This window comes from Thiobacillus denitrificans (assembly GCF_001530125.1).
GTDB classification, from domain to species: domain Bacteria; phylum Pseudomonadota; class Gammaproteobacteria; order Burkholderiales; family Thiobacillaceae; genus Thiobacillus; species Thiobacillus denitrificans_C.
In genome coordinates, this window is record NZ_LDUG01000018.1 from 276,592 (window position 1) to 291,269 (window position 14,678).

The 14,678-nt window shown below is 64.1% G+C and carries 17 protein-coding genes; 12 read left to right on the forward strand and 5 right to left on the reverse strand.

Annotated elements, in window-relative coordinates; all coding sequences use genetic code 11:
- The 9 genes from ABW22_RS17975 to ABW22_RS06605 form a co-directional block, all read left to right on the forward strand.
- Window positions 1-331 (forward strand): nucleotidyltransferase family protein (locus ABW22_RS17975; RefSeq protein WP_419184917.1); only part of this gene is annotated, 331 nt, incomplete at its 5' end.
- Window positions 321-1,622, forward strand: a complete 1,302-nt coding sequence (locus ABW22_RS06570; protein WP_059753559.1) for an aminopeptidase P N-terminal domain-containing protein — start codon at window positions 321-323, stop codon at window positions 1,620-1,622. The genes ABW22_RS17975 and ABW22_RS06570, both read left to right, overlap by 11 nt.
- Window positions 1,607-2,806, forward strand: a complete 1,200-nt coding sequence (locus tag ABW22_RS06575) for an FAD-dependent monooxygenase (protein ID WP_082708593.1) — start codon at window positions 1,607-1,609, stop codon at window positions 2,804-2,806. Before ABW22_RS06570 ends, ABW22_RS06575 begins: the two co-directional genes overlap by 16 nt.
- Window positions 2,803-3,960: a UbiH/UbiF family hydroxylase gene (locus tag ABW22_RS06580; protein WP_059753565.1), complete on the forward strand. Its 1,158-nt coding sequence runs from the start codon at window positions 2,803-2,805 to the stop codon at window positions 3,958-3,960. Before ABW22_RS06575 ends, ABW22_RS06580 begins: the two co-directional genes overlap by 4 nt.
- Before the next feature lie 115 nt (window positions 3,961-4,075).
- Window positions 4,076-4,786: a DsbC family protein gene (locus tag ABW22_RS06585; protein WP_059753568.1), complete on the forward strand. Its 711-nt coding sequence runs from the start codon at window positions 4,076-4,078 to the stop codon at window positions 4,784-4,786.
- Window positions 4,783-5,391, forward strand: coding sequence for an SAM-dependent methyltransferase (locus tag ABW22_RS06590; RefSeq protein WP_059753570.1), 609 nt, complete (start codon window positions 4,783-4,785; stop codon window positions 5,389-5,391). Before ABW22_RS06585 ends, ABW22_RS06590 begins: the two co-directional genes overlap by 4 nt.
- Before the next feature lie 493 nt (window positions 5,392-5,884).
- Window positions 5,885-6,946 (forward strand): HlyD family secretion protein, encoded by a 1,062-nt coding sequence (locus tag ABW22_RS06595; RefSeq protein WP_202813918.1) that lies wholly within the window; start codon window positions 5,885-5,887, stop codon window positions 6,944-6,946.
- The gene (locus ABW22_RS06600) at window positions 6,943-7,857 is read left to right on the forward strand and encodes an ABC transporter ATP-binding protein (protein ID WP_059753575.1); all 915 of its coding nucleotides are present in this window, start codon (window positions 6,943-6,945) and stop codon (window positions 7,855-7,857) included. Before ABW22_RS06595 ends, ABW22_RS06600 begins: the two co-directional genes overlap by 4 nt.
- The gene (locus tag ABW22_RS06605) at window positions 7,854-8,990 is read left to right on the forward strand and encodes an ABC transporter permease (protein ID WP_059753581.1); all 1,137 of its coding nucleotides are present in this window, start codon (window positions 7,854-7,856) and stop codon (window positions 8,988-8,990) included. Before ABW22_RS06600 ends, ABW22_RS06605 begins: the two co-directional genes overlap by 4 nt.
- A gap of 122 nt (window positions 8,991-9,112) precedes the next feature.
- Here ABW22_RS06605 and hmpA read toward each other — a convergent pair whose 3' ends face one another.
- Window positions 9,113-10,306: an NO-inducible flavohemoprotein gene (hmpA, locus tag ABW22_RS06610; protein ID WP_059753584.1), complete on the reverse strand. Its 1,194-nt coding sequence runs from the start codon at window positions 10,304-10,306 to the stop codon at window positions 9,113-9,115.
- A gap of 125 nt (window positions 10,307-10,431) precedes the next feature.
- Here hmpA and ABW22_RS06615 point away from each other — a divergent pair, with 125 nt between their 5' ends.
- Complete coding sequence (locus tag ABW22_RS06615; RefSeq protein ID WP_059753588.1) at window positions 10,432-10,869, forward strand: Rrf2 family transcriptional regulator; 438 nt, start codon at window positions 10,432-10,434, stop codon at window positions 10,867-10,869.
- An 11-nt stretch (window positions 10,870-10,880) separates the two neighbouring features.
- Here the strand turns inward: ABW22_RS06615 and ABW22_RS06620 are convergent, their stop codons facing one another.
- Complete coding sequence (locus ABW22_RS06620) at window positions 10,881-11,735, reverse strand: LysR family transcriptional regulator (protein WP_059753592.1); 855 nt, start codon at window positions 11,733-11,735, stop codon at window positions 10,881-10,883.
- Between the two features lie 109 nt (window positions 11,736-11,844).
- On the opposite strand from ABW22_RS06620, the gene ABW22_RS06625 reads away from it, so the two are divergent.
- The gene (locus ABW22_RS06625; protein WP_193393284.1) at window positions 11,845-12,183 is read left to right on the forward strand and encodes a TusE/DsrC/DsvC family sulfur relay protein; all 339 of its coding nucleotides are present in this window, start codon (window positions 11,845-11,847) and stop codon (window positions 12,181-12,183) included.
- A gap of 49 nt (window positions 12,184-12,232) precedes the next feature.
- A complete protein-coding gene (locus tag ABW22_RS06630) occupies window positions 12,233-12,946 on the forward strand; it encodes an HPP family protein (protein ID WP_088178756.1) in 714 nt (237 codons plus the stop codon).
- A gap of 6 nt (window positions 12,947-12,952) precedes the next feature.
- Here the strand turns inward: ABW22_RS06630 and ABW22_RS06635 are convergent, their stop codons facing one another.
- The 3 genes from ABW22_RS06635 to ABW22_RS06645 form a co-directional block, all read right to left on the reverse strand.
- On the reverse strand, window positions 12,953-13,504 hold the full coding sequence (locus ABW22_RS06635) for a ferritin-like domain-containing protein (protein ID WP_059753595.1): 552 nt from the start codon (window positions 13,502-13,504) through the stop codon (window positions 12,953-12,955).
- A gap of 39 nt (window positions 13,505-13,543) precedes the next feature.
- The gene (locus ABW22_RS06640; RefSeq protein ID WP_059753599.1) at window positions 13,544-14,461 is read right to left on the reverse strand and encodes a ZIP family metal transporter; all 918 of its coding nucleotides are present in this window, start codon (window positions 14,459-14,461) and stop codon (window positions 13,544-13,546) included.
- A 9-nt stretch (window positions 14,462-14,470) separates the two neighbouring features.
- Window positions 14,471-14,678: hypothetical protein (locus ABW22_RS06645; protein ID WP_237763255.1), on the reverse strand; the 208-nt coding region annotated here is incomplete at its 5' end.

Consider the following 14,678-nt stretch of genomic DNA (forward strand, 5'->3'; position numbering starts at 1 on the left):
TCCGGCGGGCGATTTCGTGCTGGATGCCGGACGGCTACGCAACATCGACTCTCGACTCTCGACTTATGTCCTTGGCACCGCAGGTGCCAAGGACGGTATCCCTTGCGGACTCGACTCTCCGCTCACTTTCTCCGGCATCGGCGTCTACCATCGCGCGCTGTTCGCCCATACCCCGGCAGGCGAAAAAGCCCCGCTGGCGCCGCTGCTGCGACGGGCGATCGAGGCCGGCCGCATGAGCGGCGAACACTATGCCGGGCGCTGGGAAGACGTCGGCACGCCGGCCCGCCTGATCACGTTGGACGAGGAACTGAGACAGCACCATGCAGCCTGATTCCGCAATTTACTATGCCCGTCGCCAGCGGGTTCTGGAGCAGATGGGCGAAGGCGTGATGGTCATCGCCACCGCCCCGGAGGTGCCGCGCAACCGCGACACCCACTATCCCTACCGGCACGACAGTTATTTCTACTGGCTGACCGGCTTTAACGAGCCTGAGGCGGTGGTGGTGCTGGTGGGCGGCGCAGAACCGCGCCACATCCTGTTCTGCCGCGAGCGGAATGAAGAAAGGGAGATCTGGGACGGCTTCCGCTACGGACCGGCGGCGGCCCGCGAGGCCTTCGCCTTCGACGAAGCCTTCACCTACGACGCACTGGATGCGGAACTGCCCAAACTGCTGGAGAACCAGCCGCTGCTGGCCTACCTCATCGGCCGCGACATGGCCTGGGACACACAGATGATGGGCTGGCTCAACGCGGTGCGCGGCAAGGCCCGTAGCGGCGTGCACGCGCCTAACCGCCTGGTGGACGCGCGCATCTGGCTGGACGAAATGCGCCTGATCAAGGATGGCCACGAACTCGCCCTGATGCGCCGCGCCGCCGAGATCTCCACCGGCGCGCATCGCGCCGCCATGCGCGCAACCCGGCCGGGCGGCCACGAATACGAGATCGAGGCGGAGCTGCTCTCCGCCTTCCGTCGCGGCGGCGCCGAGGCGCCGGCCTATACCTCGATCGTCGCCAGCGGCGCCAATGCCTGCGTGCTGCACTACGTCTTCAACAACCGGCCGCTGCGCGACGGCGACCTGCTGCTGATCGATGCCGCGGCCGAGTTCGGCAGCTATGCGGCCGACATCACCCGCACCTTCCCGGTGAATGGCCGCTTTTCGGCGGCGCAGAAGGATGCCTACGAACTGGTGCTGGCGGCGCAGACAGAAGCCATCGCAGCGGTGCGCCCGGGCGCACCCTGGAACGCCCCGCACGAGGCGGCGGTGCGCGTGCTGACGCAGGGCATGGTCGACCTCGGCCTGCTCCACGGCGAAGTCGACGGATTGATTGAATCGAATGCCTACAACCGCTTCTACATGCACCGCACTGGCCACTGGCTGGGCATGGACGTGCACGACGCCGGCGAATACAAGCTGCAGGGCGAATGGCGCCCGCTCGTTCCCGGCATGACGCTGACGGTCGAGCCGGGCTTGTACATCCGGCCGGCGGACGACGTGCCCGAGGCCTTTTGGAACATCGGCATCCGCATCGAGGACGATGTGGCGGTGACCGAATCCGGCTGCGAGGTGCTGACCACGCCACCGAAAACCGTGGCGGAGATCGAGGCATGGATGAGAGGGTGAACGACATCTTCATCGTCGGCGCCGGCCCGGTCGGCGCGGTGTGCGCGCTGGCGCTGCAGCAGCAGGGCATCGTGGCGCGCGTGCTCGAAGCCCTAAAGGACTCCGATTCGCTACGGGCTGAAGCCCGTGCGAAATCGTATGCGCAGCCGGAAGACGCCCGCGCCGACACCCGCACGCTGGCGCTGTCGCACGGCGCGCGCCTGATCCTCGACCGGCTCGGCGTGTGGGACACGCTGGAAGACGTCACCCCGATCACCCGCATTCATATTTCACAGCGCGGCGCGCTCGGCGTGGCGCGGCTGGCCGCCGACGAGGTGAAGGTGCCGGCACTGGGCTACGTGCTGTCCTACGCCGCGCTGACTGCGGCACTCAAACAGGCGCTCGCGGGCGCTGGCATCGCGGTCGAGTATGGCGTGGTGGTGGATCGCATCGAGTCCGGCACCGAAATGGCAAGCCTGCATGCGGCAGACGGCAGCGTCCATGCCGCGCCGCTGGTGGTGGTGGCCGACGGCGGGCGTGGTGAGGCGGCGCCCAAACCCAGATTCGAACGCGACTACGACCAGATGGCGGTGGTGTGCGAAGTGCAGACCGAGTTGCCGCATGCGAACCAGGCGTACGAGCGCTTTACGCCCGAAGGGCCGACCGCGCTGCTGCCGAAGGGCGATCGCTATGCCCTGGTGTGGACCGCCAGGCGGGAAGACGTCGAGCGCATCGCGCAACTGCCGGACGCTGAATTCCTGGCCGCCCTGACCCGTCACTTCGGCGGGCGCCAGGGGCAGTTCCTGTCCGCCAGCCCGCGCAAGACCTTTCCGCTGAAGCTCGCCTGGACCGGCAGCGAGGCCGCCGATCGCGTGGTGCGCATCGGCAACGCCGCGCAGACGTTGCATCCGGTGGCGGGGCAGGGCTTCAACATCGGCCTGCGCGACGCCTGGGAACTGGCCGCACTGTGCGGCGACTCGCCGGCGAGCGAGATCGGCAGCGCCGCCATGTTGCGTGCTTACGCACACGGACGGCGCGCCGACGTGCTGGGCGGCGTCGGCTTCACTGATTTTCTGGTGCGCGTGTTCTCCAACGACATTGCCCCGCTGCGTCACGCGCGCGGGCTCGGCCTGCTGGCGCTGGAGGTGTTCCCGCCGCTGAAAAGCTTTGTCGCGCGGCGGATGATTTTCGGGGCGCGCGGATGAGCGTCGAACGCTATCAGGTCGTCATCGTCGGCGCCGGGCTGGTCGGCGCCGCGGCTGCGCTGGCGCTCGGCCGGCAGGGGCTGCGGGTCGCGCTGGTCGAGCGCCAGCCGCCCCATCTTCCCGATGAAACCTGGGATACCCGCATCTACGCCATCAGTCCCGCCAGCCAGCGCTTCCTCGAACGTCTCGGCGCCTGGCAGCAGATGGATGCAGGCCGCATTCAGCCGGTGTTTCGCATGGATGTGGCGGGCGACAGCTTCGGCACGATCCGGCTCGACGCCTACGAAGCAGGCGTGTCGCATCTGGCCACCATCGTCGAGGCCGGCCGCCTGCAGCACGCGCTGTGGCAGGCGCTGCAGGCCGACGGCAACGTGGCGCTGCACTGCCCGGCTGCGATCGACTCGATTCAATGGGGCGAACCGTATTCGCTTTTGTCGCTGGCCGACGGTTCGATGCTTGAGGCCGAACTGGTCGTCGGCGCCGACGGCGCGGCCTCGCGCATCCGCGAATGGGCGGGCCTGGGTTCGACGCTGACGCCCTATGGACAGAGCGGCGTGGTGGCGAATTTCACCTGCGAACAGCCGCATCGCGGCACCGCCTTTCAGTGGTTTTTTGACGGCGATATTCTGGCCTGGCTGCCGTTGAGCGGGAACCGCCTGTCGATGGTCTGGTCAACTCAGTCGGCATATGCAGACGAACTGGTCGCTCTGGATGCGGCAGCACTGGCCGAAAAGGTGCAGGCAGCCGGCCACGACCGACTGGGCGCCTTGCGCCTGCTGACGCCCGCTGCGGCGTTTCCATTGCGGCTGATCCGGGTGGATGCGGTTGCGGCGCCGGGCGTGATGCTGATCGGCGACGCTGCGCATGGCGTACATCCGCTGGCGGGCCAGGGGGTCAACCTCGGGTTTGGCGATGCCGAAGCGCTGGTTGACGTGCTGGCGCAGCATCGCCGCACGCATTGCGGCGATGTGCGGGTGTTGCAGCGTTACGCACGCGAGCGCGCCGAGCCGGTGCAGCGCATGCAGGCGCTCACCCATGGCCTGCATCATCTGTTTGGCGACGCGCGCGTCGCCTGGCTGCGCAATGCCGGGATGCAGTTCGTCGACCGGCTGCCGCCGCTGAAGGCGGCGCTGGTGCGCGAGGCGATGTCGTGATTTTTTTGAGATGGATTTAACCGCGAAGGCCGAAAGAATCGTGAAGGGGTATTTTCCCTGAAGTCTTTGCGTGCCCTGGCATCCTTTGTAGCGAAAAACTGAACTGGAGTATGGAATGAAATTAGCCCCCCTGGCGCTGGCCGCAACCCTGATGTTTGCTGCGACCGCGCAGGCCAACGAGTCCGTCATCCGCAAGACGCTGACCCAGCAGTTCCCGGGGGCCAGCATCGCCTCGGTGCAAAAGACGCCTTACAGCGGATTGTTCGAGGTCTATCTCGACGGCCAGCTGATTTACGTCGACGCCAAGGCGCAATACGTGTTTACCGGCGACGTGATCGATTTGAAAAATCGCAGCAACTTGACGCAGGCGCGTTTGAATAAATTGCAGGCGGTGAAGTGGGACACGCTGCCGCTCAACAATGCGCTGAAGACCGTCAAGGGCAATGGTGCGCGCAAGCTGGTGGTGTTCTCCGACGTCGATTGCCCCTACTGCCGCAAGTTCGAAGCCGAGCTGACCAGGGTCGACAACATCACTGTCTACACCTTCCTCTATCCGATCGAGGGCCTGCACCCCAAGGCAGTACAGACCTCGAAGCAGATATGGTGCGCGCCCGACCGCAACAAGGCGTGGGAGGACTACACCACGAAAAATGTCGTGCCGAATAACGACGGCAAATGCGCCAATCCGGTCGACGCCACCATCGCGCTGGGCAACAAGCTGAAGGTGTCCGGCACCCCGACGCTGATTTTCGCCAACGGCCAGCGCGTGCCCGGCATGGTGCCCGCGGCGCAACTGGAAAAACTGCTCGCCGCCCACGCCAAATGAGTTCCGATTTCTGGGACGCGCGCTATGCCACGGACGACTACATTTTCGGCACCGCGCCGAACGTGTTTCTGGCGAGCCAGGCCGCGCTGATCCAGCCCGGCATGCGTGCGCTGGCGATCGCCGACGGCGAGGGCCGCAACGGCGTGTGGCTGGCGGAACAGGGCGCGCAGGTGCATGCCATCGACTTCTCGGCGGCCGCGCTGGAGAAGGCACGCAGGCTGGCCGCCGAACGGGGCGTGACGCTGGAGATCGAGCAGGCCGACGTTCTGAACTGGGCCTGGCCGGAGGCGGCCTACGATCTGGTGGCCGCGATTTTTATCCAGTTCACCCCGCCGCCCGAGCGCGACCGCATCATCGCCGGCATCCGCCGCACGCTCAAACCGGGCGGCGTGCTGATCCTGCAGGGCTACACGCCGAAGCAGGTCGAATTCGCCACTGGCGGACCGCCCAATGCCGCCAACATGTACACCGCAGATCTTTTACGTGAATGGTTCGGCGACTGGGAAATCCTGCATCTGCACGCGCATGAGTCGGTCATCAGCGAGGGCAGCCACCACCACGGCATGTCGGCGCTGATCGACCTGGTTGCGAAAAAACCGGCCTGAGCAGGTGCCGCGCCAGGGGCGCGGACAGATTCCGCTGCCGTTTCAAAAGGCTATGTCACTGTTGGTTGTTGAAGTCATGTCTTGCCCCCTGATGAAGCCCCTGTCCTTTGGCATCCCGCAGGCGCCGCCGTAGGAGCGGCTTTAACCTCGATGCGCCGCAAGACGCAAAGGGCAAGTGCTCGCCAAGGCTTCGCCGCCAGGGGGGTGCTGTTGTAGGAGCCCCCGCAAGGAGGAGGCCGTGGTTGTAAAAGCCGACGCGTCGGCAACAACCACGCACGCCCGCCCCCGGGCCGATGCCGTGGTGGTTGCGACGGTGCGCAAATCGGGGCGAGGGCGCCTCTCCTACAGCGCTGGCCAATACCAAAAGACCTCGCCGCCAGGGGGGCTGTTGTAGGAGGCCCGCCCCCGGGCCGATGCCGTGAAGGTTGCGACGGTGCGCAAATCGGGGCGAGGGCGCCCCGCCCACAGCGCTGGCCAATACCAACAAATAACGATGAAAGAGCCTTTCAAAACAGCCCGCGAGGCCTGCATGAAACGGCTACACTCATCGCATCGGATTTCCGCCGTCCACTCTGAATCTGCCTGCTCAATGAACCTACGCATTCATTTTTTTTCATGTGTGCTCGTGGCATGCCTGTCCGGATGCCAGCCTGCCGGCGAGACACGGTTTCAAGGCTATGTCGAGGGCGAGCCCGTCCTGGTCGCTGCCCAGCAAAATGGACAGTTGACGTCGCTCGCGGTGCAGCGGGGGGATGCCATCCAAACCGGGATGCCGCTGTTCAGCCAGGATCAGGCCGTCGAAGCGGCCAGCGTCAGCCAGGCCAAAGCCCAACTGGCCCAGACTCAGGCCCAGCTCAGCAATCTGGCGACGGGCAAGCGTCCCCCGGAAATTGCCGCCATCGAAGCCCAGTTGAAGGACGCGGAAGCCAGGCGGAAGCTGTCTGTCGAGCAACTGGCGCGTCAGCAAGCACTGGTTGCGAAAGGTTTTGTCAGCGCAGAGTCGCTCGACCAGGTACGTACGCAATTGGCACGGGATCAGGCCGGGGTTGCGCAAATGCGGGCTCAACTCGCAACCGCCCGTTTGCCCGGGCGCGCGGATGAACGGGCCGGCGCGCAGGCACAGGTGTCGGCCAGCCAGGCTGCACTTGAGCAAAGCACGATCAAGCTCGAGCAGAAATCGCAGCGCGCCCCGGTATCCGGGCAGGTGCAGGATATCTTTTACCGGGCGGGGGAATGGGCCGCAGCGGGCCAGCCTGTCGTATCCCTGCTGCCTGCGGAAAACATCAAGGTCCGGTTCTTTGTGCCAGAAACCCGTCTGGGGGCGCTGCGAGCCGGGCAAACCGTCGGGATCCATTGTGATGGCTGTGAGGCACCCGTACCCGCTGTCATTCGATTCATTAGCGCCTCTGCGGAATACACCCCGCCCGTTCTATACAGCGAGAAAAATCGCCACCGCTTGGTCTATCTGGTGGAAGCCTGGCCGCAGCCGAAGGATGCCGCCCGGCTGCATCCCGGCCAGCCGGTGGGTGTGTCCCTGAACGTTTCCGGTCAATGAGCGGCGAGTACGCCATCGATGTGCATGGCCTGAGCAAATCGTTCGGCCACAAGCGCGTCGTCAATGGGTTAAGCCTGCGCGTGGAAAAAGGCGAGATTTACGGCTTTCTGGGTCCCAACGGCAGCGGCAAGACCACCTCGATCCGCATGCTGTGCGGCCTTTTGACCCCGGACGAAGGCAGCGGCACCTGCCTGGGTTATGACGTGATCAGCCAAAGCGCCGAAATCAAGAAGCAGGTGGGCTACATGACCCAGCGTTTCAGTTTCTACGAGGACCTCTCCATTCGCGAGAACCTCGATTTCGTCGCCCGGCTCTATGCCATGCCGAACCGCAAGCAAACCGTGGAAACGGGCATGCAAGAGCTGGGCCTGGCGGATCGGGCTGACCAATTGGCAGGCACACTGTCCGGCGGCTGGAAGCAGCGGCTGGCCCTGGCCGCCTGCATGCTGCATCGGACCCGGCTCCTGTTGCTGGACGAACCCACCGCGGGTGTCGACCCCAAGGCGCGGCGCGATTTCTGGGACGAGATTCACCGGCTGGCGGGGCAGGGCATCAGCGTATTGGTGTCGACCCACTACATGGATGAAGCGGCCCGCTGCCATCGCCTGGCCTATATCGCCTACGGCAATCTGCTGGCCTCCGGTTCACCGGAGGAACTTATTGCGCAAAGCGGCCTCGCCTCGTTCGTCGTCAAGGATGACAACCCGGCACTCGCGGATCGTTTGCGCAAACTGCCGGGCGTGCAGCAGGTCGTTGCCATGGGTAATCTCTACAGCGTGAGCGGCCAGGATGGCGCGCTGATCGCACAAAGCCTTGCCAGCCTGCCCGACCTTCGGTTCGAGCCGGCAGAAACCGGGCTCGAGCAGGTCTTCATCCAGCTCATGGAGCACGTGGAGGAGGCGGTGCCATGACATTCCCGCTCGCCTGGCACCGCCTGTGGGCCATTGTGCTGAAGGAATTCGTGCAGATGCGGCGCGACCGCATCACCTTTGCCATGATGGTGGGCATCCCCGTGATGCAGCTGATCCTGTTCGGCTTTGCCATTAACACCGACCCCAAGCGCCTGCCGACCGTGGTCTTCGATGCCAGCCAAAGCGCCTATTCGCGCAGCTTCGTGGCGAGCCTGGAAAACAGCGGCTATTTCGATGTGCTCACACCGCCAGCCACCGTTGCCGAAGCCCGGCAAGCCATGGCCATCGGCGAGGTTCAGTTCATCGTATCCATCCCGCCGGATTTTTTCCGGAATCTGGTGCGGGGAGAAAAACCGGTTGTGCTGCTGGAGGCGGATGCCTCCGACCCCTCGGCAACCGGCAACGCGATCTCCGCCTTGAACAGCCTCAACCAGAGCGCCCTGCAGCATGACCTGAAAGGCCCGCTGGCCCAGCTCGGCAACACGGCGCCGCCGTTCGAGATCCGCGTGCACCGCAATTACAACCCGGAAGGCATCACCCAGTACAACATCGTGCCGGGCCTGATGGGCACGATCCTCACCATGACCATGATCATGATGACCGGCATGGCCATGACCCGCGAACTGGAACGCGGCACGATGGAAAACCTGCTCGCGTTTCCGGTGCATCCGCTGGAAGTGATGATCGGCAAGATCCTGCCCTACATCATGGTCGGCTACATCCAGGTGACGGTCATTCTCGTTGCCGCCCATTTTCTGTTCAGCGTGCCCATTGCCGGCAGCCTGTTTCTGCTGCTGGCCTGCGTGCTGGTTTTTCTCGCTGCCAACCTCACCGTCGGCATGATGTTTTCCACCATCGCCAAGAGCCAGCTGCAGGCGATGCAGATGACTTTCTTCTTTTTTCTGCCGTCCATGCTGCTGTCAGGGTTCATGTTTCCCTTCCGCGGCATGCCCCACTGGGCCCAGGTCATCGGCGAGGGACTGCCGCTCACCCACTTCCTGCGCATCGTGCGCGGCATCATGCTGAAGGGCAACGGCTGGGCCGAAACCTGGCCCAATGTCTGGCCCCTGCTGGTATTCATGGTGGTGGTGATGTTGATCGGTTTGAAGCGCTACCGGAAAACGCTGGACTGAGGCCCGCGCAGTGGCAGGCCGCAATCTGGACTGGTTGATGCGCGAGCGGGGCGACCCCGAGCCCGATGCGAGCGGGCACGGAATGTTGACATGGATGGTGTGGGCAGCAAGCCCCCGTCAGGTCAGTGCGTCAGCAGACGGGTGCTGGGGCCGAAGACTTCGTAATGCAGCTGTTCGTCCTCGAAGCCCAGTTGCAGGAGTTGGGTATTGACCGCGGCCATGAACGGCTTGGGCCCGCAAAAATACACCTCGGCATCCGGCTGTGTCAGCCATTGCGCCAAGACTGTCTGGTCGAGATAGCCCTGGTGGTCGGCGCCGCTGCCGGCTTCATAGCTGACGTAGTAGCTGAAGCCGTGCTGCGCACTGAGTTGACGCAATTCATCCGCCATCACGTGATGCGTCCGGTCCCGGCAGCAATGGATGAACACCAGATCCGACACGTCGTCGCGGGTTTCGATGCGGTGCAGCAGCATGCTCAATAGAGGCGTGATGCCGACGCCGCCTGCGATCATCACCAGTTCCCTGTCCGGATGCCTGACGGTGAAATCCCCTGTCGGTGGCTGCGCCCACACTCGGTCGCCGGCCTCGGCACCATGCAGATGGTTCGAGACCTTGCCTTCATGGCTGGGCGGCGTGCTTTCGGCCTTGACGGTGATGCGGTAGTGGTCTTTTCCGGGGGCGTCCGAGAGGGAGTACTGGCGGATCTCGTCGTATTCGTGTCCCGCCACCCGGACCTTGATGCCCAGGTATTGTCCCGGCTCGAAGTGGGCGATGGGCTCGCCATCCTCGGCCTGCAGATACACCGACTTGATGCCGCTGGCCTCGTCCCGGATATTGCGAATGACAAACGGGCGGAACCCGCGCCAGCCGCCGGGTTTCATGGCGTTGTCGCTGTAGATGCCTTCCTCGGTCTTGATGAAGATGCCGGCCAGCTGCGCATACGCCTCGGCCCAGGCGCCGAGCACGGGATGGCCGGGTTCCAGGCCCAGGTGGTCCTGGATGGCTTCCAGTAGATATTTCCCCACAATCGGATAGTGCTCGGGCGCAACCTGCAGGCTGGCGTGCTTGTGGGCGATGCGGCTGACCATGGGGCCCAGATTCTGCAGCGCATCGATGTGGGTGGCGTACATGAACACCGATTCGGCCAACGCGCGGGACTGCTCGCCCTGCGCCTGATTGGCCATGTTGAAGATGTGCTGCAATTCCGGATGCTGCGCGAACAGTTTGGAATAAAACAGGTCGGTAATCGCCTTGCCCTGCTCGGCGAGCAGCGGGGCGGTTGACTTGATCGTTGCCAGCGTTTCGGCAGAAAGCATGATTTCTCCTGGAGATTAAGGTTTTCAAACATGCATGTGATATGCATTAATGAATGCGAATATTAGATGAATCTTATTGAGCGGGTCAAGTAAAATGCCGGGATACCTTTAAAAGGCGTCGACACATGCGGCTGACCAAACATACGGACTATGCTTTTCGGGTGCTGATTTATCTCGCCTCCATGCCGGAAGACCGGATCTCGACCGTGCAGGAGATCGCCGAGAAATTCGACGTGTCGCGCAGCCACATCATGAAGATCGTGCACAAGCTGGCGGGTGCCGGCCTGATTCACGCCAGCCGGGGCCAGCATGGCGGGATCAGACTCGGCCAGCCCAAGGAATCCATCGACTTGCGCAGCGTGATCGAATTGATGGAGGCGACGCTGGCACCGGTGAACTGTGACGACCCGGTGTGCATCATCAAGAAAAACTGCGCCCTGAAAAACATCCTGTTCGAGGGGCAGCGGCAATTCCTCGAGCATGTCGAACGCTACACGCTGGCCGACCTGGCGGAGCCGACGGTGTCGATCGTCAGGCTGTTGAACAAGAGCAGGCGGGGCTGAGCAACGGGCCTTCAGGGGCGCGCCTGCTCCTCGCGTGCCAGGGTGCGCAGGCCGTCGAGCGCGCTTTTCAGCGTGACGCTATCGCTGTCACGCGGAAACACCATCCAGGCCGGCAGCTTGAACTGCGGGCTGCCGGGGACGTGCCACAGCTGCCCCGCCTCGATGTAATGCCTTACCAGGCGCTGCGGGAAATAGCCGCTACCGCCGTAGGCCAGCAGCTGCTGCACGCCCAGCCAGCCGATGTTGGCGACCAGCGTGGGCGGCGGGACGTCAGGGTGATGGTCGCTGAACTGGGCGTGGAATTCCGGCCCCCAGTCGATATGGATGTAGCCTTCGTCCGGCCAGCTGCGCGCGAGGTCGCTGGTCACCAAGAGCAGGATTTCGTCGAATAGCGGTTCCACCTCAAGGCCCGTGCGCGAGGTCGGCGTGTACATCACGCCGATGTCCACCGAGCCTTCGATCAGGCCCTGCATGATGTCGGGCTCGAAGCCGATTTCCAGCCGCAGCGACACGTCCGGCGCGGCCTCGCGCATCCACGCCACCCAGTGCGGCAAAAAGCCTTCCCACAATGCAATCCGCCCCGACAGCGTCAGCACGTCGCGAAAGCCCTGCGGCAGGCCGACGTCGTGGCGCGCCTGCTCGACCGTGCGCACCAGGTGTTTGGCATGGCGCATAAAGCGCTTGCCCGCAGGCGTCAATTCTGCACCGTTGCGCCCGCGCTGGAATAGGCGCGCGCCGAGGGTGGTTTCCAGCGTGTGGATGCGCGCGCTGACGGTCGATTGCGTCACGTGCAGGCGGCTGGCGGCGGCAACGAAGTTGCCGGTGGCCGCCACCATCAGAAAGGTGCGGGCGAGTTCGGTGTCCATGCGGGTTTATATATCGAATTATTCGATATTAGATAGCAAAATTTATCGTTGGATGGATATATAAGAGATCCCTAAACTAGCTCCATCGCAACAACAGAAGGAGCCTGCCATGAATCAACCCCCCGATTTCGCGGCCTTGATGCCCGAACGCGATGCTGAGGGCTATCTGGTTGAGCCCGCCGACTGGAACGAGGAATTGGCTCAAGTCCTGGCGCAGGAAGAGAACATTCAGCTCAACGAGGATCACTGGGACACGATCCGATTCATGCGTGACTACTTCGAGGAACACCAGGTCATAGCCGACGCCCGATTCGTTATCAAGCACCTGGCCGAACGGATGGGACGGGATGCGCAGAAGCGGTTGTTCGATCTCTATCCCTACGGCTATGTCAAGCAGGCCTGCAAAATTGCCGGCATGCGGCACCCACGCGCCTGGAGCACGGGTTGATGTCGCCGACGCTGCAACACGCCATGTGCTCCGTGGGGCGCACACGATAATGGTGCGCAGACTGGCTTACTCGGTTTCGGAGCGCGAGCACTGGATTTCGGCCGCCGGCGGCCTGCTCGGCATCCTCGCGGTGTTGTGGACCAGCCATTTCTGGCTCGGCGGACACGGCGGCGTACTGGCCATCGCCTCGATGGGTGCCTCCGCCGTGCTGCTGTTCGCCGCGCCGCACGGCGCGCTGTCGCAGCCGTGGCCGGTGTTGGGCGGCCACTTGGTGTCGGCGCTGATCGGCGTGAGCTGCGCGCGCTGGCTGGGCGGCGAGCCGATGCTGGCGGCCTCGCTGGCGGTGGCTTTATCGATCGCCGCCATGTACGGCCTGCGCTGCCTGCACCCGCCAGGCGGCGCCACCGCGCTGTATGCCGTGCTCGGTGGTGAAACCGTGCATGCGCTGGGTTATGGCTACCTGTTCAGTCCGGTGCTGCTGAATGTGGTCGTGTTGGTGACGGTGGCGGTGGTGTTCAACTTCCCGTTCGCCTGGCGGCGCTATCCGCAAAGCTGGCATCACCGCTCGCAACCCGTTGCCATGACAGCCGAAAAGAGCATGATCCCGCACAGCAGCCTGGTCTACGCGCTGTCCCAGATCGACACCTTCGTCGACATCAGCGAAGACGACCTGCAGCGGATTTATGCGCTGGCGGTGGGGCAGCACCATGAGGTAGCGGCCGTGTCGGTGCAGACGCAGCAGCCGGCCGAATCGCTGCGTTAGCGCGGGTCAGCGCGCCAGGCCTTCCAGCAGGCTGGACAGGTCGTCGGCGTGCTCTTCTTCCATCGCCAGGATGCCTTCCAGCATGCGGCGGGTGCTGATGTCCTTGTCGCCGATGTAGCGGATCATCTCGCCGTAGCTTTCGATCGCGATGCGTTCGGCGACCAGGTCTTCCTTGATCATGTCGACGAGCGAGTCGCCCTCGACGTATTCGGCATGCGAGCGCATCGCCAGCCCTTCCGGGTTGAAGTCGGGCTCGCCCTTCAGCTGCACGATGCGCGCGGCGATCAGGTCGGCGTGGCCCTGCTCCTCGGTGGCGTGCTGCAGGAATTCCTGCGCCACTGCGTCGGCGTTGATGCCGCTGGCCATGAAGTAATGCCGCTTGTAGCGCAGGATGCACACCAGTTCGGTGGCCAGCGCCTCGTTCAAGAGCTTGATGACGGTGGCGCGGTCGGCCTGGTAGCCGGCGGTGACGGCGCCGTCCTCGATGTGCTTGCGGGCGCGGGCGCGCAGGGTCTTGACGTCGGTGAGAAAGGGTTGGGCGGGTGCGGCTTTGGCCATGGTTGGCTCCTTTCGGGTTGAAGAATGATGAATCAAAGATTATCCCAGGGCAGTATCCAGCATCATCATGACAGCAAAGCCACCGATGAGGCCGAGTGTGGCGGCTTGTTCGTGACCCTTGCGGTGGGTCTCCGGGATGATTTCGTGCGACACCACCCAGATCATCGCGCCGGCCGCGAAGCCGAGCCCGGCGGGATAGAGCGGGGCGAAGCCCGAGGTGAGTGCGACGCCGACGATGGCGCCGAGCGGTTCGGCCAGTCCCGTCAACGCCGCTGCGCCGACGGCCTGCCACGGCGCGTAGGCCACGGTGCGCAGGGCGACGGCGACCACCAGACCTTCAGGAATGTCCTGAATGGCGATGGCTGCAGCCAGCGGGATGCCGACCGACAAATCGCCATCAGAAAAGCCAACGCCGATTGCCATGCCCTCAGGGAAGTTATGCAGGGCGATGGCAAACACCATCAGCCATACCCGGCGTAGTGCGATCCAGTCCGGGCCGTGACGGCCGGATTGCGCATGTTCATGCGGCACAGCCTTGTCGGCCAATAGCAAAAACAGTGCGCCAGCCACGAAGCCGACAACCACGATGAGCGCACCGGCGGGCTTGTTGCCGTACAGTTCCGTGCCTGCGCTTACCCCCGGCAGGATCAGCGAAAAACACGCGGCGGCGACCATCACCCCGGCGCCAAAGCCGAGCATCACGTCTTCCAAGCGTGCGGAAATCCGCCGCATGAACAGTGCGGGCAACGCGCCCAGCGCCGTCGCTAGCGCCGCCACGCCGGAACCGGCGAGCGCCATCCCCATCGGGGTGTCGAGCCGGGTGCCGCCCTGCGCCAACGCCATCCACACCATCCCCACCAGCAGCGCGACCACCAGCCCGCCGCCGCCGAACTTGAGCGTGGCGGCGTGACGCGGGTCGGCGAAATAATCCTGCAAAGTACGGGCGGCGATGTCCATGCGTTCACTTTAGTCAATGCCCAGCGCTTCGTCATCGTCCACTGCGGCCACGCCGCCCATGCCAAGGCCAATCATAGCCAGGGCGTGCATCATCGCGCGGCGAACCGGGTGCGTGGGGGCGGGATAGACCGGTGCGGACGCGATCGAATCGCGCCGGTATTCGTCGTAGGTACTCGTCATGCTCATGGCAATCATGGTTTTCTCCTTTTTACGGCGG